Origin of the sequence: Candidatus Competibacter denitrificans Run_A_D11, assembly GCF_001051235.1 — a bacterium.
GTDB classification, from domain to species: Bacteria; Pseudomonadota; Gammaproteobacteria; order Competibacterales; family Competibacteraceae; genus Competibacter_A; species Competibacter_A denitrificans.
On the sequence record NZ_CBTJ020000091.1, the window covers coordinates 1 to 20,138 of the forward strand.

14 protein-coding genes are annotated in these 20,138 nt (G+C 58.8%); 10 read left to right on the top strand and 4 right to left on the bottom strand.

Annotated features, from left to right (window positions below; all coding sequences use genetic code 11):
• Nucleotides 1-162 precede the first annotated feature (162 nt).
• Nucleotides 163-714: a hypothetical protein gene (locus BN873_RS15310; RefSeq protein WP_048675660.1), complete on the top strand. Its 552-nt coding sequence runs from the start codon at nucleotides 163-165 to the stop codon at nucleotides 712-714.
• A gap of 117 nt (nucleotides 715-831) precedes the next feature.
• Here BN873_RS15310 and BN873_RS15315 read toward each other — a convergent pair whose 3' ends face one another.
• From BN873_RS15315 to BN873_RS15325, 3 genes are all read right to left on the bottom strand, one after another.
• The gene (locus BN873_RS15315; protein ID WP_071244355.1) at nucleotides 832-1,608 is read right to left on the bottom strand and encodes an ABC transporter ATP-binding protein; all 777 of its coding nucleotides are present in this window, start codon (nucleotides 1,606-1,608) and stop codon (nucleotides 832-834) included.
• Between the two features lie 3 nt (nucleotides 1,609-1,611).
• Entirely contained in the window at nucleotides 1,612-2,454 is an 843-nt protein-coding gene (locus BN873_RS15320; protein WP_053085407.1) for an ABC transporter permease, read from the bottom strand.
• Between the two features lie 98 nt (nucleotides 2,455-2,552).
• A complete protein-coding gene (locus BN873_RS15325; protein ID WP_071244359.1) occupies nucleotides 2,553-3,800 on the bottom strand; it encodes a glycosyltransferase family 4 protein in 1,248 nt (415 codons plus the stop codon).
• Between the two features lie 402 nt (nucleotides 3,801-4,202).
• Between BN873_RS15325 and BN873_RS15330 the strand changes: the two genes are divergently transcribed.
• Nucleotides 4,203-5,279, top strand: coding sequence for an AAA family ATPase (locus BN873_RS15330; protein ID WP_048675663.1), 1,077 nt, complete (start codon nucleotides 4,203-4,205; stop codon nucleotides 5,277-5,279).
• Nucleotides 5,269-7,080 (top strand): vWA domain-containing protein, encoded by a 1,812-nt coding sequence (locus BN873_RS15335; protein ID WP_053085408.1) that lies wholly within the window; start codon nucleotides 5,269-5,271, stop codon nucleotides 7,078-7,080. The genes BN873_RS15330 and BN873_RS15335 overlap by 11 nt, the downstream gene beginning before the upstream one ends.
• Before the next feature lie 22 nt (nucleotides 7,081-7,102).
• Here the strand turns inward: BN873_RS15335 and BN873_RS15340 are convergent, their stop codons facing one another.
• The gene (locus BN873_RS15340; RefSeq protein WP_048675667.1) at nucleotides 7,103-7,420 is read right to left on the bottom strand and encodes a hypothetical protein; all 318 of its coding nucleotides are present in this window, start codon (nucleotides 7,418-7,420) and stop codon (nucleotides 7,103-7,105) included.
• Between the two features lie 240 nt (nucleotides 7,421-7,660).
• Here BN873_RS15340 and BN873_RS15345 point away from each other — a divergent pair, with 240 nt between their 5' ends.
• The 7 genes from BN873_RS15345 (at nucleotide 7,661) to aceE (ending at nucleotide 20,128) form a co-directional block, all read left to right on the top strand.
• The gene (locus BN873_RS15345; RefSeq protein ID WP_048675669.1) at nucleotides 7,661-9,127 is read left to right on the top strand and encodes a 3' terminal RNA ribose 2'-O-methyltransferase Hen1; all 1,467 of its coding nucleotides are present in this window, start codon (nucleotides 7,661-7,663) and stop codon (nucleotides 9,125-9,127) included.
• Nucleotides 9,124-11,676: a polynucleotide kinase-phosphatase gene (locus tag BN873_RS15350; RefSeq protein ID WP_048675672.1), complete on the top strand. Its 2,553-nt coding sequence runs from the start codon at nucleotides 9,124-9,126 to the stop codon at nucleotides 11,674-11,676. Before BN873_RS15345 ends, BN873_RS15350 begins: the two co-directional genes overlap by 4 nt.
• A 207-nt stretch (nucleotides 11,677-11,883) precedes the next feature.
• Nucleotides 11,884-13,176: a class I SAM-dependent methyltransferase gene (locus BN873_RS15355; RefSeq protein ID WP_171820502.1), complete on the top strand. Its 1,293-nt coding sequence runs from the start codon at nucleotides 11,884-11,886 to the stop codon at nucleotides 13,174-13,176.
• 24 nt (nucleotides 13,177-13,200) lie between these two features.
• Nucleotides 13,201-14,082, top strand: coding sequence for a DMT family transporter (locus BN873_RS15360; protein WP_048675678.1), 882 nt, complete (start codon nucleotides 13,201-13,203; stop codon nucleotides 14,080-14,082).
• Between the two features lie 39 nt (nucleotides 14,083-14,121).
• A complete protein-coding gene (locus BN873_RS15365; protein WP_048675681.1) occupies nucleotides 14,122-14,859 on the top strand; it encodes an ABC transporter ATP-binding protein in 738 nt (245 codons plus the stop codon).
• A gap of 15 nt (nucleotides 14,860-14,874) precedes the next feature.
• Nucleotides 14,875-17,238: an ABC transporter permease gene (locus BN873_RS15370; protein ID WP_048675684.1), complete on the top strand. Its 2,364-nt coding sequence runs from the start codon at nucleotides 14,875-14,877 to the stop codon at nucleotides 17,236-17,238.
• 232 nt (nucleotides 17,239-17,470) lie between these two features.
• On the top strand, nucleotides 17,471-20,128 hold the full coding sequence (gene aceE, locus BN873_RS15375) for a pyruvate dehydrogenase (acetyl-transferring), homodimeric type (RefSeq protein ID WP_048675687.1): 2,658 nt from the start codon (nucleotides 17,471-17,473) through the stop codon (nucleotides 20,126-20,128).
• Nucleotides 20,129-20,138: the final 10 nt, after the last annotated feature.

A 20,138-nucleotide genomic window follows, 5' to 3' on the forward strand; every position in this document is an offset into this window, starting at 1 on the left:
GTCGCTATCAGAAACTGGATGTAGTCTTCATCTGTGACTTTCGGTGGGTTCATAACCTTCCTTATCGCTCTTTATCAACCAACTGCGTAACTCCTAAGTCATTTAAACGATTTGATCCAAAATAGTTCGAAAATTAAAAATCCGCGCGTTCGAGCAGGGGATATGAAAGTCGCGTGGGGTCGATTGATCGGCGATAATTACGATAAGTTTAATAAGACGATTCTTGCTGCGTCGCTTACTCCAGAAGCAGGGGTTATCAATCCGGCATGGTCGCTCGTCGATCAGCCACAATTTTGGCGAGGCGTTAATAATAACTATATCGATACCGCAAACCAGCTCCTGGACAAAGGCGTTCCTCTCGTGGTGGGAGTGAGCCTTCATGGAGGCACTTACCGCGATCACTTTGTCTGCATAGTCAAAAACATTACGGCAGGCTCGGTTTGGCTGATCGATTCTTGGGATGATGGCGCTAATGAAACGCCCGGCGCGTTTGAGTTAGATAAGAGTTTTAAGTTTGATCAAAAGAAGCGTGTTGTGATCGAAGCTGAAGCCAGTGAGACCACTGGTATTCCCTGCGACCCAATGTTTCTTGGATATTACAGAGGAGCAAGCACTCAATTGCCTTTTACCGCAGTTGAGTTTGGAGCAGTTGCCAATCAACTCTTAATTCGGAAGACGATTGTCGGTTTAGCCTTGGATCTGCTGAAAAATTGAACGGTGGAATGAATCCTACTAACAGCTTGAATGCGGCGCCAGACGGTTTGCGCCAAACAAAGCCGACAGAAGCATCCTTGATGAGGAGAATGGCTCAGCGCATTTGAGGTTTGGCACTCATTGTGCTGGCAGTGGCGTCGCAGATTGATGATAAAAAGCCAGCGTATCGGCAACTGGCCCATCGGCAACGATTTTGCCATCCTGAAGACAGATAGCACGATTGCAAATACCTGCCAGCAGCCAATCGTAATGGGTGGCGAAGATCAAAATGCGAGATTTATCGACTAGATCGATCATCCGCTGCTTGGCTTTCTCTACAAACGCAGCATCTCCGGCGCTGATCCATTCATCCAACAGCAGAATATCAGGCCGCACGGCGGTGGAGATGGCAAATGCCAGCCGTACCTGCATTCCGCTGGAATATGTGCGCACCGGGCAGGCGAGTTGTTCAGGCGTCAAGCCGCTGAAGTCGGCAATTTCATCGGCAAGGGCGCGGATTTCGCGCGGAGTCAAGCCCAGATAGAGACCGCGTAGGGTAATGTTATCCCAGCCGTTAGCCTCCGAATTCATCCCCAATGACACATCAAACAGCGAGGAGGTAAAACCGATCCGTCGAATCCGGCCACGCAGCGGTTTCAACGCACCGGCCATGACCCGTAATAGCGTGGTTTTACCGGCCCCATTGGCGCCGACTACGCCGACCCGTTCGCCATCGTCAACCCGTAGATTGATCCCCTTGAGCGCAACGACGCGGGAGATTTCCGTCTCCACTTCACGCGCCAGCCGCCCGCGCGAGGCGAGGCCAACCAAGGTTTTTTTTAGTGAGCGATTGGCCAGCCCGTAGATGGCATATTCCACCCACACATCGTCAAGCGAGAGGATTGAGGCGGCCACAGCTTAGACCCAATACGCGATGCGGCCGTAGGCACGCCGGTAAAAGAGAAAGGTTCCCACGCAACCGAGAAGCGTAATGAGCAGCGCCACGCTCCAATTCGCTAGCGTCGGTGCATGGCCCAACAAAGGCGCGCGCAGCAACTCGATGAAATGGTAAAAAGGGTTGGCGTCGATCAATAGCGGTCGTTTGAAAGACGCTTGCGGTATCCAGATGATGGGAGTGACGAAGAAAGCGACTTGCAGGATATTGGAGACAATCTGCGGCAGATCACGAAACCGCGCCGACAGGATGCCCAGCAATGTGGCGGACCAAAGCGCATTGATCAGCAACAGGATCAGGCCAGGGATAGCCCACAGCAGAGACCCGTTGAGCGCAAGGTCGAAGACCACGACCACCACCACATAAATCACCGCGTTGTGCAGGAAGATGATGAAATTGCGCCAGAGTACTCGCAGCGGGAACATCGACAGGGGCAGATCGATTTGGCGAATAATCCCCTCGCTTTCGATGAATGTCTGGCAGCCTTCGTTGAGTACCGCGCTGATCAGACCCCAAACCAGAAAGCCGATGGTCAGGAATGGCAGATAGCGGTCAACGACCATGCCGAAAAGATCGCCATAGATAAGCCCCAGGGAAAAAACCATGATGCCCATGCTGATGGTCAGCCAGAAGGGTCCGATCATCGAGCGCCGATAGCGGAGCATCACATCCTGCCAGCCCAGACGAATCCAGAGTGGCCAATAATTGATCCCTTGGCGCAGGTCTTCAAGCACCGCGCGCGTGAGATTGCCATCCCATTCCCAAAAAGCGCGCTTAAGTGTCGCTGGTGTCTCGGCGGTGGCCACAAGGCAAGGCCCCTCAACTGGCAGTGAAGTCATAATAGTGAGTGTTTCAGGAGTTCTTAAAGTAACGGGAGTCACAGGGCGGGCTGGTGAACGCCCGGTCAAGATCGGCGATTGGACCGCACGGGGTCGGGGGTGGCCAGAGGATCAGTGCCAGCGATACCAGGGGGTCGATCCAGTCCGGCTGCGTCCGGTAGGGTAGCATGTTTCTCATCGGTGAGCAGTTCACGATACAGCCCCAGGGTGGCTTCACACACGAGGGGAGAGGCAAATTCGGTTTCCGCCCGCCGCCGACCGCTGGCGCCCATTCGCTGGCGCAAGGCAGGATCTCCGAGCAATGTGGCGAGCGCGTTGGTCAATGCTTCAGGGTCACGATCCGGCACCAGAAAACCGTTATCGCCGTGACGAACCGCTTCGCGGCAGCCCGGCGCATCGGTCGCTACGACCGGCCGTCCGGCCGCCAGCGCCTCAAGCAACGCTTTGGGCAGCCCTTCCCGATAATACGAAGGCAGGCAAACGATATGGCTATCGGCCAGGATCTCGGCGACATCGGAGCGTTGGCCCCACCACTCCACCACGTTTTCCTCAGCCCACGCTTGCAGTTGCGCGACGGGAATCGCCGCTGGGTTTTCTGGATCGGGGGCGCCAACGAGTAGCAGGCGGGCAGCAATGTGACGTGCTCGCAGCCGTCGGGCCGCTTCCACAAATTCACTAATCCCTTTCTCCCAAAGCATCCGCGCCACGAGCACCACTTTCGGGATGCCCTCTGGTTCGGGCCGTGGCTGAAAGTCGAGGGTATCAACACCGGCGCCGCGAATCAGCACTGCTGCTTTGGGACGCACCAAGCCGCCTTTGATCGATTCGGCCAGATCGTCGGCGTTCTCGAACACCACCCGGCTGCCCGGTGGGTTGAGCAGCGCCCGCAAGCTCAGTTGCATGATGGGGCGGATGAGGCGGGCGAGGCGCGATGAGGATGAGAAGACGAAGCCCATGCCCACGGGTGCGTTGACGCAGTGCTTAATGGCGGCCAGCCATGATGCGAGCGTGCCGTAGATGATGGGTTTGAGTGCAAAATGATGGACCAGATCGGGCTGCTCCCGACGATAGATGCGAGCCACTTCCAGGATCGTTGACAGCTCACGGAACGGATTTAGGCCCTTGCGGTGGATTTCAAGCGGTATCAGCTTGAAGCCTTCGGCGCGGATGCGGTCGCCGTGGGCGCGGACGCGGGTCAAGACGGAGACCTGGTAGCCCGCCTGACGCGCTGCAATGGCACGCTCAATGAAATGCGAGCAAAAAAACCAATCTTCAGTGACAAAATACAGAATATGAGCGCGCTTAGCGTTCATAGTTGTGCGCGCGATCCACTGCTTAAGTTCCCCATCGGTTGCGGCATGTTACTGATCACTTTTTGATGAAGTGGGTCTTTATTTTTTTAATATCTGGTTCAGGCAGGCTTCGAATCAGTGGCGCAATCGATGAACGTGCCACTTTCTGGGGATTCTGCTCAAAAAATCGCTTCTAACCCAGCGAAAACGCCCTTATTCTGAAGCAAGGCCGAACGCGCTAACCTAGCACGTTCAGACGGCTTTAAGGTTTTGAGAAACCCTCTCTCTGCGGATTTTATCAGGATCGAGAATAAACGATCTTGACCTTCTGGCCTGATGATTTCAAGCCCGGCCGCTGGTGCAGTCTGGCGATTCCCAATGATCGATTATTCCCAACTGATTGTAATTTAGACTGAATCAACCGTGAATTCGGCTATTGAACTTACTTTGGCGCAATCTTTTGATTTTCTGCTGCACGTCGCGGTGGTGCGGCCCGTTTTTCTATGGGGCGCACCGGGTATCGGCAAGACCGCGCTGGTGAATCGTTTCGCAGCGGCGGTGGGGCTGGAATGCGTGTCGTTGTTGGGCAGCCAACTGGCCCCGGAAGATTTGCTGGGTGTGCCGAAGATCGACGGTGATTGTTCGCGGTTTTTTCCACCGGCCAATATCGTCCGCCAACAACCCTTCGTGTTGTTTCTGGATGAACTGAATGCAGCCAGCCACGATATTCAGAAAGCGTTTTATTCGCTGATTCTGGAACAGCGGGTCGGCGAATATCGGCTGCCGGCTGGCACCATCGTCCTTGGCGCGGGGAACCGCGCCAAGGACGCCGCTATCGTCAAACCCATGCCCTCGGCGCTGATCAACCGGCTGGTGCATATCCATCTGCGCGCCCAGCATCGTGAATGGCTAGATTGGGCGGTGAACGAAGGCAGTATTCATCCTTGGGTGGTGGAATACATCCAGCTTCGGCCCGATCATCTGTGGAACGAGCCGCCGAAGCATGAGGAGCCGTTTTCAACGCCGCGTTCCTGGCACATGCTGTCCGACGCGCTGCATTCCTACGGCGATGCGTTGGGTGAGGAGATGTTGGAGGCACTGGCGTTTGGCTTGTTGACGCCGGCTCATGCCGGGCAATTCAAGGGTTTCATCAAGCAGTTGCGGCAGCGGCACACGCTGGTGGCGATTTTGAAAGGTGATGCCCATTGGCCGGCCGATCCGGCGGATCGGGATATTCTCTATTTTCTGGCGCAGTCCTTGCGCGGTTATCTGCGTAAGGAATTGCCGGAGGATGAAGCCTCACTCCGCCAGGAACACAAGCAGTTATCGATGCGAGCCAAAAGCTTGTTGCGAGATTTAGCGCGGATCAGCGTGGAAATGGCGCAGACCGTCGTGATCGAAGATGAGGCAGGTCAGCGTTTGCCCTCCTGGTTTTTGATTGAGGTGGCCAGGGATTTGCCGCGCCTCGCGGAACGGCGGAATGGCAAAAATGCGCCGTAAACCTGCTGAAAATATTACGCTAAAAAACTTTAATGAAGGCTGTCTGCTGGCGCGCCAGGCGCCGCTGGATGCTATCGCCGGGGAAGCGCACCTCTTTTCCGACGATAAACACCACTATATGAGTCCCAAGGGCTGGCTAGCGTTGTCGCCGAACGGTTATCTGTGGGTGCATCCCAAGCGGCTGGCCGAGCCGAAGGAATGGGCGCGGGTGCTGGCGGTGGCCTATGTCTGTCTCGGCTTTGGCCTGGTGCGCCAGCGTGAGCCGCAAGTGCTGTGGGAAATCGCTGCCTTGCTGGTGGCGGAGCGCTTCTGTCAGGAAGCGGGGATTGGCGTCACCGCAGAGGCGTTATTGCATCCAGAAATCGAGATTCCGGTGAATGGCGAGGAGCCACTGTTTCGCACCCTGGTGACCGAAGGTTGTGATGCCGGACTACTACTCTGGCATGAGGCGCTGTGCGGCAAAGGGCGGACGGTGTTTCAACCGGCCGAGGCCGCACCCAGCCGCTATGTCTATCGGTCGCGCCCGCCGGATTGGAAGGCTTTGCTGGCCGATGGTATCGCCCGCAGCGTGGGGAAGGCCATCGAAAAAGCCGGTGGCTGGGTTAATACCACTGGAGTTGGGCAGAGGCTTAGCCCTGGTTTCAGAGCGCAACGGCGTTTGGTGAACAGCCATCCGCTGCTGGGGGCGCTGGCGATTGGCTTTCAGGTGGTGGAAGAGCCGCGCATTTGTCAGTTAAACGACATTCGGGTGGCTGCGATTGATGTGGGCAGCCGGACGATCTGGATCAATCCCGGCGCGGGTTTGAATGAAGCTGAATGCCTGTTCGTGTTCGCGCACGAGTTGTTGCACGCGGGCTTGAATCACAGTTCACGCCGCCGGGGCCGTGATGCGTTGTTGTGGAATGTGGCCTGTGATTTCGTGATTAATGGCTGGCTGATCGAAATGGGCATCGGTGCGCCGCCGGTTTTGGGCTTGCTGCACGATCCTGATTTTGATGGAAAATCCGCCGAGGAGATTTACGACCAACTGGCGCGAGATATGCGCCGCGCCCGCAAGCTGGCGACGTTGCGCGGGCCGGGAATGCCGGATTTGCTGGGTCGGGAGGAGGGCGGTATTTTCGTCGATGCCGAGGCGTATTGCCGTCGCGCCTTGTATCAGGGCATGGAGCGCTGTTTGATGAGTGGACGCGGTTTCTTGCCCGCCGGGCTGGTGGAGGAAATCCGCAGTTTGGCTCAGCCGCCGATTCCGTGGGATGTGCGGTTGGCCTATTGGTTCGATGAACATTTTCCGCCGCCGGAGCGCCATCGCAGTTATGCCCGGCCGTCGCGGCGGCAGGCGAGCACCCCGGATATTCCCCGGCCGTCGATTATGAAGCCGCCGGAGGAGGAGCGGCAGGCGCGGGTGTTTGGGGTGATCCTGGACACCTCCGGTTCGATGGAGCCGAAGCTACTGGGCAAGGCCATCGGGGCCATTGCCAGCTATGCCCAGGCGCGGGAAGTGTTCGCGGTGCGGTTGGTGTATTGCGACGCCACCGCCTATGACGCGGGCTGGCTGCCGCCGGAGAGTTTATTGGAGCGGATCGCGGTGAAGGGGCGCGGCGGCACGGTGTTGCAGCCCGGCGTCGAATGCTTACGGAACGCCGCCCGGCGTGGCGATTTTCCACCGCGCGGGCCGGTGCTGGTGATTACCGATGGCTATTGCGAAGACCAGTTGCAGATTGATTTCGAGCACGCCTTTTTAGTGCCGGAAGGCAATCGGTTGCCGTTTACGCCGCGCGGCGAGGTGTTTTGGGTGCGGTGAAATTGCCTGGTATCTCCACATGTCACGGTAGTTGTCGAACCGGTAAAGGCGGCGCTGGATACCGGTTGAACTTCAGATTCCAGTACGCCCAGGAACGTTGATCAATAATACCGGGAGGTACTTGGTCGAGCGCTTCGCGGAATTGTTCGTCCGTGACATAGTGCCGGATCATCTGCATGTCCTCGTGAGTCGCATAGGTCATGGCATAAGCGAGAAAGCGTACCGGGTTTTGCAGGGCGCGTTCCGGCTCCTCAAACCAAATGACTCGGCGCGCAACGGCTTGGATTTCTGGTGTCAGGGGGATAAAGATCAAACCAATGCCGAGACCAGTTCCAACCATAAGCGGCGCTGTGGCAAGGGCAGCGTATGAAGTCGAGGCGAAAAGTGTTGCATCGTGATCGGGTCAATCGTGTGGGTCATCAGCCCAGGAAAAGGGTTACTGCCAAGCACTTTGATTGTGTATTGTACCTTTTAAGCAAGCATTTCCTATCGTGAGTCGTAAAAATCAGCCAGCCTTACGCAGCAACCAGGTTGTTGACGGATGAAGCGGCGCCAGAGGAAGCCGAAAAAGGAAAATCAGATGTTACTGACCCTCACCAACACCCAGCCACCCGCGACGGATTTGGGCTTTTTACTGTACAAGCACCCGCAGAATGTACGCCAATATCCGCTCAGCTTCGGAATCGCTCATGTGTTTTATCCCGAAGCGGACGAGGCGCGCTGCACTGTCTGTTTGCTGGTGGATGTTGATCCGATTGATCTGGTGCGCGGCAAAGCCACGGCTATCGGCGGCGGTTTGCTCGGTCAATACGTCAACGACCGGCCCTATGCCGCCTCTTCGTTTCTGTCGGTCGCGCTCGGTCGGGTTTTTGCCACGGCATTGTCAGGGCGTTGCGCCGATCACCCGGAACTGGTCAGCCGACCGTTGCCTCTGGTAGCCCATTTGCCGGTGGTGGCCGCTCGTGCCGATGAGGGCTTTGTTACCGCGTTGTTCGAGCCGCTGGGCTATCACATCGAAATGCAACGGCTGCCGCTGGATGCGCACTTCCCCGATTGGGGCCATAGCCCCTATGTCGCCCTGACGCTTTCTGGAACCGTGACCGTCAAAACTTTGCTGTCCCATCTGTATGTGTTGCTGCCGGTGCTGGATAACGCCAAGCATTATTGGGTCGGGCAGGATGAATTGGAAAAGCTACTGCGGCATGGGGCAGATTGGTTGGCCGGGCATCCTGAAAAAGCGCGGATTGCCCGCCGCTATTTGCGCCACAAATGGAGTTTGGCGCGAGAAGCCTTGGCGCGGCTGGAGGTGGTTGAGGACGAGGTTCCAGAATCTGTGACGGAGACGGCAGCCACTACGGAAACGGCGGCTACCGATTCGGAGATGGCGTCGATCACCGTCGAAGAAGCGGCGGTGGAAGCACCGCTGTCGCTGAATGAAACGCGAATACGGACGGTGCTGGCTGAACTGGCGGCGGCTGGAGTGCAGACCGTGGTCGATTTGGGCTGCGGCGATGGCAAGCTGTTGTCACGCTTATTGAAAGAGAAATATCTGACGCGACTGGTGGGGCTGGATGTATCGGTGCGTGCTTTGGAAATCGCCGCCGACCGCTTGCAGCTTGAGCGCTTACCCCCACGGGTACGGGAGCGGATTCAACTGCTGCATGGCGGTTTGACCTACCGCGATGCCCGAATCGAGGGTTTTGATGCGGCTACCGCGATTGAGGTGATCGAGCATCTGGATGAAAATCGGTTGGCGGCTTTCGAGCGGGTGTTGTTCCAATGCGCCCGGCCAGGTGTGGTCATTGTGACCACGCCGAATGTGGAATACAACGTCAATTATCCGTTTTTACCGACCGGCCAGTTACGCCATCCCGATCATCGTTTTGAATGGACGCGCGCCGAATTTGAAAGCTGGGGTCAGCGTGTCGCCGCCATTTTCGGTTATGCGGTGCGCTTTGAGCCGGTTGGTACGGTTGATCCCACGGTTGGCCCACCCACCCAGATGGCGGTGTTTACCCGTGACGTTGAGCAAGGAGGCGAGGCATGAACATCACCATTCCCGAACTGTCATTGGTGGTGCTGATCGGCGCATCCGGGTGCGGCAAATCCACCTTTTCCCGTCGCCATTTTTTGCCGACTGAAGTGATTTCCTCGGACTATTGTCGCGGGTTGGTAGCCGATGATGAAAACGATCAGTCCGCTACGGCGGATGCGTTCGATATTCTGCATTACATCGCTGGTAAACGCTTGAAGACCGGACGGTTAGCGGTGGTGGATGCCACCAATGTCCGCGCTGAAGACCGCAAACCGCTGGTGCAAATCGCCCGTGAGTATCACTGTTTGCCGGTCGCCATCGTGTTCGATTTGCCGGAGCGGGTCTGCCGGGAGCGCAACGCCCAGCGGCCCGACCGCAATTTCGGCCCGCACGTTATCCGCAATCAGCTCGGTAATCTACATCGTTCGCTGCGGGGCCTGGAGCGTGAAGGCTTCCGCTACGTCTACATTTTGCGCGCGACGACGGAGGTGGATGCTGTCACCATTGCGCGGCAACCGCTGTGGAATAACAAGAAAGCCGAAACTGGGCCGTTCGATGTCATCGGCGATATTCACGGCTGCTTCGAGGAACTGGGTCGCTTGCTCGACCGGCTCGGCTATCAACTGGATCGCAGCGGCGAACCGTGGCGATTGTCGCATCCGCAGGATCGCAAGGTGGTGTTTGTCGGTGATTTGGTGGATCGCGGCCCCGCTACGCCCGATGTGTTGCGGCTGGCGATGGCGGCCGTTCACAGCGGCGACGGCTATTGCGTGGTTGGCAATCACGATCTCAAGCTCAGCAAAGCCTTACGTGGCCGACAGGTCAAAATCAGCCACGGCCTAGCCGAATCGCTGGAGCAATTGGGCCGGGAATCCGAGGCGTTCCGCGCCGAGGTGATCAAATTCCTCGATGGGCTGGTTAGTCATTATGTGTTCGATGGTGGGCGGTTGGTGGTAGCCCATGCGGGGCTGCGCGCCGAGATGCACGGGCGCGGCTCCGGCAAGGTGCGCGAGTTTGCGATGTTCGGCGAGACGACGGGTGAAACCGATGAGTACGGCTTGCCGGTGCGCACCAACTGGGCGGCGGATTATCGCGGCTCGGCGCTGGTGGCGTATGGCCATACCCCGGTGCTGAATGCCGAATGGTTCAACAACACCATCTGCCTGGATACTGGCTGTGTGTTCGGTGGCCAGTTGACCGCGTTGCGTTATCCAGAACGCGAGTTGGTGGCGGAGCCGGCGCTGCGGATGCACTACGAACCGCTGCGACCGTTGGCACCGGCGAGCAGTGGGCCTTTGTCGATGCAGCAGGAAGCGGATGACTTGCTGGATCTGGCCGATTGTTCCGGCAAGCGGATTGTGCATCCACGCTTGGGCCATAGCGTGACGATTCGCCCGGAGAATGCCGCCGCTGCGCTGGAAGTGATGAGCCGTTTTGCGGCCAATCCGAAATGGCTGGTGTATCTGCCGCCTACCATGTCGCCTGCGGAAACCAGCGCCGAACCAGGCTTTCTGGAACATCCCGCCGAGGCGCTGGGCTATTACCGCCGGGCAGGTGTCGAAACTGTGGTCTGCCAAGAAAAGCACATGGGGTCGCGGGCGGTGGTGGTCATCGCCAAGGATGAAGCAGCGGCCCAGGCACGATTTGGTATCGCCAACGAAGGGCAGGGGATTGTCTACACCCGCACCGGTCGGCGCTTTTTTACCGATGCTGAGTTGGAGCGGCAATTGTTGCAGCGGCTGGCCAGCGCTTTGAGCACGGCGGGGTTCTGGCAGGAATTTAGCAGCGATTGGTTTGTGCTGGATTGCGAATTGATGCCGTGGTCGTTGAAAGCGCGAGAATTGTTGACCCGCCAATATGCGGCGGTCGGCGCGGCCAGCGGCGCCATGCTGACCCAAGCCCATCATCTGTTGGCCGCGGCTGGCGCGCGCGGAATTGACATCGGCGAACTCTCCGCCAGTTATGCCGAACGCCAGCGGGATGCCCAGCGTTTTACCGACGCTTACCGGCGCTATTGCTGGCCGGTGTCCTCCATCAATGATCTACGGCTTGCGCCATTTCATCTGCTGGCGTCGGAAAACCGGGTGTACAGCGATCAAACGCACCTCTGGCAGATGGCGCAGTTGCACCGGCTGGCGGCGGCGGATGCGGCGCTGCTGCTGGCAACGGCCTATCGGGTGGCGGATTTGGCTGATGAAGACGCTTGCCAAAATGTGATCGACTGGTGGCTTGATCTCACCGAAAAGGGCGGCGAGGGCATGGTGGTCAAACCGATGGATTTCATTCCCGATCAGGGACGAGGGCGGATTCAACCGGCGGTGAAATGCCGGGGTCGGGACTATCTGCGGATCATCTACGGCCCGGAATACACCGAAGAAAGGCATTTAAGCCGGCTACGACGCCGGGCGTTGGGAGGGAAGCGGGCGTTGGCCTGGCGGGAATTCGCGCTGGGATTGGAGGCTCTGGAGCGATTTGTCGCCCGCGAGCCGTTGCGGCGAGTGCATGAATGCGTGTTTGGGGTGCTGGCGCTGGAATCGGAGCCGGTCGATCCACGGTTGTGAGGGGCGCTGAAGGCGCTTCAGCCAGGGGGCATCCATACAGAAGGTCGCGCGCTGCAATCGTCGATCTTGCGCGTACTTGGCGGAAACCGGGTAGAATTCGGCTCCTTTCAGCTTTAAGACAGTCTGAACTGCCATAATCAAGACTCTTTATCGCCATCTTCTCCTTGATGTGCCCCGATTCTTCAAATGAAGACCAGAGGATATTTAATGATGAGAGTGACTGCGACCCGCCCGTCGGGTAGATCAATTGCGACGGCGGCTGTGCTGACTGTCGGGCTACTGTTTGGGCTGAGTGCCACTGCGATGGCGCAAGGGCCAGGGCCGCAACGCACCGCGCCGCCTGAGATGGCGAATTTGCCTCCTCCTGAGCAAGCCACGCCACCGGGTGGCGCCGTCGCTCAGCCGATGGCGACCCTAACCGTGCAGGTACCGGTCACGTCCAATATGTCGCTGGTACATGTCGGCAGTAGCGATTCCTTCGCCATCACCCCGGAAGGTCGGCAAGCTGCGACCGATCTGTTCGAGGCGCTGGGGGCGGCGGAGCGCCAGGAAACTGCCAAGATGACGGAGAAGGCCAAGTCGGCACTGGCGATTTACGCCAAAATCATCCCCCGCGAAAACTACGGTGGCGAATACACCGCCTTGCAATGGTTTGCCGATTATCTGCTGGCGGATAACGCCAAAAAAGCTGAGATGACCACTGAACCGCTGACGAATGAGTTTTTTAAGATGTTCGGCGGCAATAACTATCAGGTGCTCAAGGAATATCTTCAGCGCAAATACCGGCTGAAAGATACCGGTGATGAGGAGACCTATACCGGCCAGATGCGCAAGGCGTATCTCGAAGACACCATTCTGTTCAATAACCCCCGGCGCGAGAGCTGGGAACACACCACGGAACTGGTGTCCCTACTGGATCTGAAGCCCGGCGCTATTGTGGCTGATGTCGGTTCCGGCCCCGGTTACTACTCTTTCCGCTTCGCCAAGCTGGTCGGGCCGACCGGACGGGTGATCGCCATCGATACCGTGGCCGAGCATCTGAAATACGTAGAGCAGGTTAAAACCAATCTCGGCGTCACCAACATTGAAACATTGCAAACCGACGGCAAAACCCTGGGTTTGAAGGGGCGCAAAGTCAACGCCGTGTTCCTGTGCTCGCTCTATCACAACATCTATGCCATGTCGACGGCGCCGGAGCGTGATTCCTTCGTCAACGCCATCCGCGAGGCGCTGACTGACGATGGCCTGCTCTATCTGGCCGATAATGGACTGGTGCAGCCGGGCATCTTGCCGTATCACGGTCCCTATATCGCCAAGGAACTGCTGATCGCGCAATTGCTGAACTACGGCTTCGATCTGGTGCGGCAGCATCAACATATCCCGCAGCGTTATTTATTAGTGTTTAAAAAACGGCCTGATAATCAAGCGCCGGCCCCGATCCCGCCCGGCGCCGGATTCGGTCCAGCACCAGGCGCCGCTAGCCCTGCCGTTCGTCCATAAGATGCGGCGGGTCAGAGGACTACCGTGGACCCACAGCTAATCGGCATAGCCGCCGCGCTGGGGTCGGCGGCCTCGTGGGCGTTAGGCTCGGTGCTGTTTCGGCGGCTGGGTGACGAGCTGCCGCCAGTCGCCTTAACCTTCGCCAAGGGCAGCGCGAGCGTTATCTTGCTGGGCGCCGCGCTGCTGCTCATCGGCTTCAATCCGCTGAGCGCCGAGGTCTGGGGGTTGCTGATCCTCAGCGGACTGCTGGGAATCGCGGTGGGAGATACGCTGTTTTTCCTGGCCCTGAACCATTTGGGCGCTCACGCAGTGGTGATCTTATTCACCTTGGGCCAAGTGCTGACGGTGATTTTGGCGGTCCTCTGGTTGGGCGAACAACCGCATCCGCTCGATTGGGCAGGCATCGGGCTGATCCTGGGCGGGGTCACCGTGGTGATGTGGCTGAGAATGCACGGGGAGGGCGGACGTACCGGGATCATGGGCGTCGTTTACGGCCTGCTCTCGGTTGCTGCCATGGCGGTGTCGATCATTCTGGCCAAGGAGGCATTGGCGAGTACAGGCAGTGTGCAAGCGACTTTTGTGCGGATGCTGGCAGGCACTGCCGGGATTTTTCTGTTCGGCCAATTAACTGGCCAGCTTCGTGGTCGGTTGCGTCCGCTGCGCCAGCCGGGCTTCTTCGGCTTTTTTCTGCTATCGGTCGTGGTTGTGACCTTTGGCGGTTTCTGGTTGTCATTGGTATCTATCGCTCACCTGGATGTCGCCATTGCGAACACGTTAAATGCCACCGAGCCTCTGTTTGTCCTGCCGTTGGCGGCGTTGGTGCTCAAGGAAAAAATTACCCTGCCAGTGGTGATGGCCAGCTTGGCTACTGTGATTGGGATTGCGCTGATCGTCGCGCCGCGTTGACTCTGATGGCCTCGACTAAAATCTTGCGAGTGCGTGGCGATGGCTGAGAAGACCGGCGGCGGGGCGAATGCGGCCCAACCGACCTTTGTAGCGCGGGCGTTGACCAAAACCTACCGCACCGAAGCCGGTGAAGTCCACGCACTGCGCGGAATCGACCTGGAACTGTGGCCCGGTGAATTTGTGGTGATGCTGGGGCCTTCGGGCAGCGGCAAATCGACCTTTCTTAATATCCTGGGCGGCCTCGATAGCCCCACCGCCGGTCAGGTTCTCTATCGTGGGGCCGATTTGGCGGCGTTCAGTGAGCGCGCCCGCACCCGTTACCGCCGGGAGGAAATCGGTTTCGTTTTTCAGTTTTATAATCTGATTCCGAGCCTTACCGCCCGTGAAAATGTCTTGCTGGCCACCGAGATCGCCCCTGAGCCATTGACGCCGGAGGCAGCACTTGATCTGGTTGGTCTGTCGGCGCGCGCTGATCATTTTCCGGCTGAGATGTCCGGTGGTGAGCAGCAGCGGGTCGCAGTGGCTCGCGCTATCGCCAAGCGTCCATCGATTCTGCTCTGTGACGAACCGACCGGCGCTTTGGATTCAAATACCGGCATTCTGGTGCTCCAGGCCATCGAGGCGGCTAGCAGCGCGTTGAAAACCACCACCGTGCTTATTACACACAATGTGTCCATCGCGGCGATGGGCGACCGCGTGATTTCGTTCACCAACGGCCACATCGCCGACATTCGCCTGAACGCTCAGCGCCGGCCTGCGGGCGAGTTGTCCTGGTGAGCGGCCGCCTGCTCGATGCGCGCCCTCGATAAGAAGATCGCCCGCGATTTACAGCGGCTGTGGAGCCAAGCGCTGGCCATCGCGCTGGTGACGGTGGTCGGCACAGCCGGTTTTGTGATGTCACTGGGGACAATCGGCTCGCTGGAACAGACCCAGGTGACCTATTACGAGCGCTACCGATTTGCCGATGCGTTCGCCTCGGTGCGCCGCGCGCCGGCATCGCTGGCCGGCAAGCTGGCCGCTATTTCCGGCGTCAAGCAGGTCAGCACCCGGATCACCCACAATGTAGTCATCGACATCGCGGGGATGTCCGAGCCGGTCAACGGCTTGCTCTCATCCTTGCCAGAGTCAGGCGCGCTGAATCAACTGCACTTGCGGCGCGGTCGCGCGGTGCTGCCAGGGGCAACCAACGAGGCAGTGCTCGGTGAAGCGTTCGCCGCCGCCCATGATCTCACGCTCGGTAGTACCTTCTCCGCTACGTTGAAGGGGCAAAAACGCCGGCTGACCGTCGTCGGCATCGCTCTGTCACCGGAATATGTGTTTTTCGGGGTGCCTGGTGCGATGGTGCCGGACGACGAGCGGTTCGGGGTCTTGTGGATGGACCGTAAGGCATTGGCCGCCGCGTTCGATCTGGAAGGGGCCTTCAACGATGTCGTGCTGTCGCTGATCCCGGGGATTGATCAGATTGAGGTGCTGAACCGGGTCGATGCGCTGCTCAATCCTTACGGCGGTATTGGGGCTTACGGGCGCAGCGATCACATCTCACATGCCACCCTGACCGGTGAAATCGGGCAATTGCGGGCCTCGATTTTCATTGCGGCACCGGTCTTTATCGGCGTCGTGGCGTTTCTGCTGCACATGCTGATGATGCGGCACGTCGAAACCGAGCGCCAACAGATCGGGACGTTGAAGGCTTTCGGCTACGGCAATCCGGCCATCGCCTGGCACTACCTGAAGTTTGTATTGGCTATCGTGGCGTTTGGTGTGGTGGGAGGATTGCTTGTCGGCGCCCGCGCCGGTCATGCCATCACCGAGATGTATGCCGCCCATTATCGTTTTCCCTTTTTGGAATACACGCTGACGGCTGGCACGTTTTTGCAGGCGAGCGCTGTGCCGGTCATCGCCGCGCTGATCGGAGCGCTGGGCAGTTTGCGGGCGGTGGTGGGGTTACCGCCGGCCGTGGCGATGCGGGCGCCGCCGCCCCCGGTTTATCGTCGTACTCTGATCGAGCGGTTGGGGGTGAGTCTGTGGTTGGATCAGCCGACGCGGATGATTGTGCGCCACATCGTCCGTTGGCCGTTGCGCTCGACATTGACCGTGTTGGGGATTGCGGCCGCTATGGCGATCCTGGTCGCTCCGCTGGGAGTGCTCAACTCGGCGGTTCACATGATCGACACCCATTTTTTTCGGGCCGAGCGCCAAAACCTGACCGTCGCCTTCGCGCAAACCCGGCCCTATAAAGCCGTCTACAACATGAACCATTACCCTGGCGTGCTGCAAGTCGAACCCTTCAGAGTGACGCCGGCCAAACTCCACTATGGGCCGCGTGCCCGCCGGGTGGCCATTATCGGCCGTGATGGGCTGAGCGAGTTGTCTCGGCCCCTGGATAGCGAATTGCGACCGATGGCTATTCCAGAACAAGGGGTCGTCCTTTCCAAAGCGATGGCCGACTGGCTTGGGGTTAAACGCGGTGAGCGCGTCACCCTTGAACTCTTGGAAATCAATCGCGCCACGCATGAGCTACCGGTCACCGCGATCTCTGAATCCTATGTGGGCCTGACGTTTTTCATGGTGTTCATCGACCGCACTCTTTTGAACCACCTGATGAAGGAAGGCGATGTGGTGACCGGCACCCATGTCAGCCTCGATACGACCCGGTTGGATGCGCTCTACGCGAGCCTGAAGAATACGCCGGCTATCACCGGCTTGGTGTCCCATGCGGCTTCGCTGACCGGAATGCGGCGGATCATGGAGCAAAATCTGCGCATGACCTTAGCTAATATCGTGGTCGCCGCCATCATCATCTTCGGAGTAGTTTACAATAGCGCTCGGATATCCTTGGCCGAACGCGCCCGCGAACTCGCTTCCCTGCGTCTGCTGGGTTACTCACGCTTGGATGTGGCGTATATCCTGTTGGGGGAGCTTGGATTATTGGTTTTGGCCGCACTTCCCGTTGGGTGTGGTTTGGGCTATGGCTTCGCGTATCTATTGACGGAAGGCACCGCCAACGAGATGTTTCGGCTGCCTTTGTATCTGGAGCCGGCTACCTTTGGCTACGCCACCCTGGTGGTGCTGATTACCGTGGCGGTGACTGCCCTAACCGTGGCCCGCAAAATCTTCAGCCTTGATATCGTCTCTATCCTGAAAACCAGGGAATAGCCCAATCTTGGCGCCAAGCCTGGCCAATGACCCTTTGGTGAGGGGCTGTGCCTATCAATTCTTGAAACAGTGTTTATATTTTTAAGCACAAAGTTTTATATTTTGTGGAAGCTTGGACCCTATATCATCTGCGAAAGGCTACCGATCATCACCTATCATTGTACGGAGCACGGCGACGTGATCCCTAAGCGCGACTTCGCGCGCGACCACCCATAGCCTGAGGAGGCACATCGTGGAACCCAATCGTGATCTTGATCCCCTGGAAACCCAGGAATGGCTCGATGCACTGAAAGCCGTGGAACAACACCAGGGTGCGGAACGCGCCAACTTTTTGGTCGATCAACTGGTGCAGGCCGCCCGCCGCGAAGGCATCTACATCCCCGCGTCGCTGACCACTGCTTACCGCAACACCATTCCGGTCGATCAGGAAGAGCGCACGCCGGGTATCCGCGACATCGAGCACAAGATTCGCTCGGCCATCCGCTGGAACGCGATGGCGTTGATTTTGCGCGCCAACAAAGAGTCGTCCGAACTGGGCGGCCACATCGCCAGCTTCCAATCTTCCGCGCTCCTGTACGACATCGGTTTCGAGCATTTCTGGCGCGCGGCCTCGGAAAACCACGGCGGCGATCTGATCTATTTTCAAGGCCATTCCGCGCCGGGTTTCTACGCCCGCGCCTTTCTCGAAGGCCGCCTGACCGAAGGCCAAATGCTCAAATTTCGCCAGGAGACCGAAGGCAATGGCTTATCGTCCTACCCCCATCCCTGGCTGATGCCCGAATTCTGGCAGTTCCCCACCGTGTCGATGGGTCTGGGGCCGCTGATGGCGATTTATCAGGCCCGCTTCCTGAAATACCTGCACGGGCGCGGCCTGGCCAATACCGAAAACCGCAAAGTCTGGGCCTTCCTCGGCGACGGCGAAACCGACGAACCGGAATCGCTGGGCGCGATCTCGATGGCCGGGCGCGAGCATCTCGACAACCTAGTGTTCGTCATCAACTGCAACCTGCAACGGCTGGACGGCCCGGTGCGCGGCAACGGCAAGATTATCCAGGAACTGGAATCGGTGTTCCGGGGCGCGGGTTGGAACGTCATCAAAGTGGTGTGGGGCCGGGGTTGGGATCGCTTGCTGGAAAAGGACAAGACCGGCCTGCTGATCAAACGCATGGAAGAATGCGTGGACGGCGAGTATCAGGATTTCCGTTCCAAGAACGGCGCTTACATCCGCGAGCATTTCTTCGGCAAGTATCCCGAACTGCGGGAACTGGTCGCCGACATGACCGACGCCGACATCTGGGCGCTGCGCCGGGGCGGCCACGATTCCACCAAGGTCTACGCCGCCTATGCGGCCGCCGCCAAGCACAAAGGCCAGCCGACCCTGATTCTGGCCAAGACCGTCAAGGGTTACGGCATGGGCGAATCCGGCGAAGGCCAGATGATCGCCCACCAGGCCAAGAAGATGACCGGCGACGCGCTGCGCCAATTCCGCGACCGCTTCCAGATTCCGGTCAGCGACGACGATCTGGGCAAGATCCCGTTCCTGACTCTGGCGGACGACAGCCCGGAGAAGAAATACCTGCACGAACGCCGCCAGGCGCTGGGCGGCTATCTGCCGAGTCGCCGCCCCAAATCGACCGCGCTGGAAATCCCGCCGATAACAACTTTCGACCGGCTGCTGCAAGCCTCCGGCGAACGCCAGATTTCCACCACGATGGCCTTTGTCCAGATGCTCGGCACCCTGTTGCGCGATAAAACCATCGGCAAGTTCATCGTGCCCATCGTGCCCGACGAATCGCGCACCTTCGGCATGGAAGGCTTGTTCCGCCAACTCGGCATTTACTCCGCCGTCGGCCAGCTTTACAAGCCGCAGGACGCCGACCAGTTGATGTATTACCGCGAGGATAAATCCGGTCAGGTGTTGCAGGAAGGCATCAACGAGGCGGGCGCGATGTCGTCGTGGATCGCGGCGGCGACTTCCTACAGCAGCAACAATCTGCCGATGATCCCGTTTTATATCTATTACTCGATGTTCGGCTTCCAGCGCTTTGGCGATCTGGCCTGGGCGGCGGGCGATCTGCGGGCGCGCGGCTTCTTGCTGGGCGGCACCGCCGGGCGCACCACCCTGAACGGCGAAGGCTTGCAGCACGAGGACGGCCACAGCCACATCCTGGCCTCGACCATCCCCAACTGCGTGTCCTACGACCCGACCTTCGCTTACGAGGTGGTGGTGATCATCCGCGACGGCCTGCGGCGGATGATGCAGGACCAGGAAGACGTGTATTACTACGTGACCCTGATGAATGAGAACTACCCGCATCCGGCGCTGCCGGAAGGGGCCGAGGACGGCATCATCAAGGGCATGTATCTGCTCACCGACGGCGGCGAAGCCAAGGGGCCGCGCGTGCAGTTACTCGGTTCCGGCACCATCCTGCGCGAGGTGATCGCGGGCGCGGAACTGCTGAAAAATGACTTCGGCGTGACGGCGGATATTTGGAGCGCGACCAGCTTCAACGAACTGCGCCGCGACGGTTTGAGCGCCGAACGCTGGAGCCTGCTGCACCCGACCCAGCCCCGGCGCAAGAGCTACATCGAAAGCTGTCTGGAAGGGCACGACGGGCCGGTGGTGGCTTCGACCGATTACATGCGCGCCTACGCCGATCAGGTGCGGGCTTACATCCCCCGCCGTTACATCGCGCTGGGCACGGACGGTTTCGGCCGCAGCGATTATCGGGTCAACCTGCGGCGGTTCTTCGAGGTGAACCGGTATTACGTCGCGGTCGCCGCGCTCAAGGCGCTGGCCGAAGAGGGTCAGATCAAGGCCGAACACGTCGAGGCGGCGATCAAGCAATACGGTCTCGACACTGAGCGGCCCGATCCCTGGACGGTGTGAACGAAGCGAC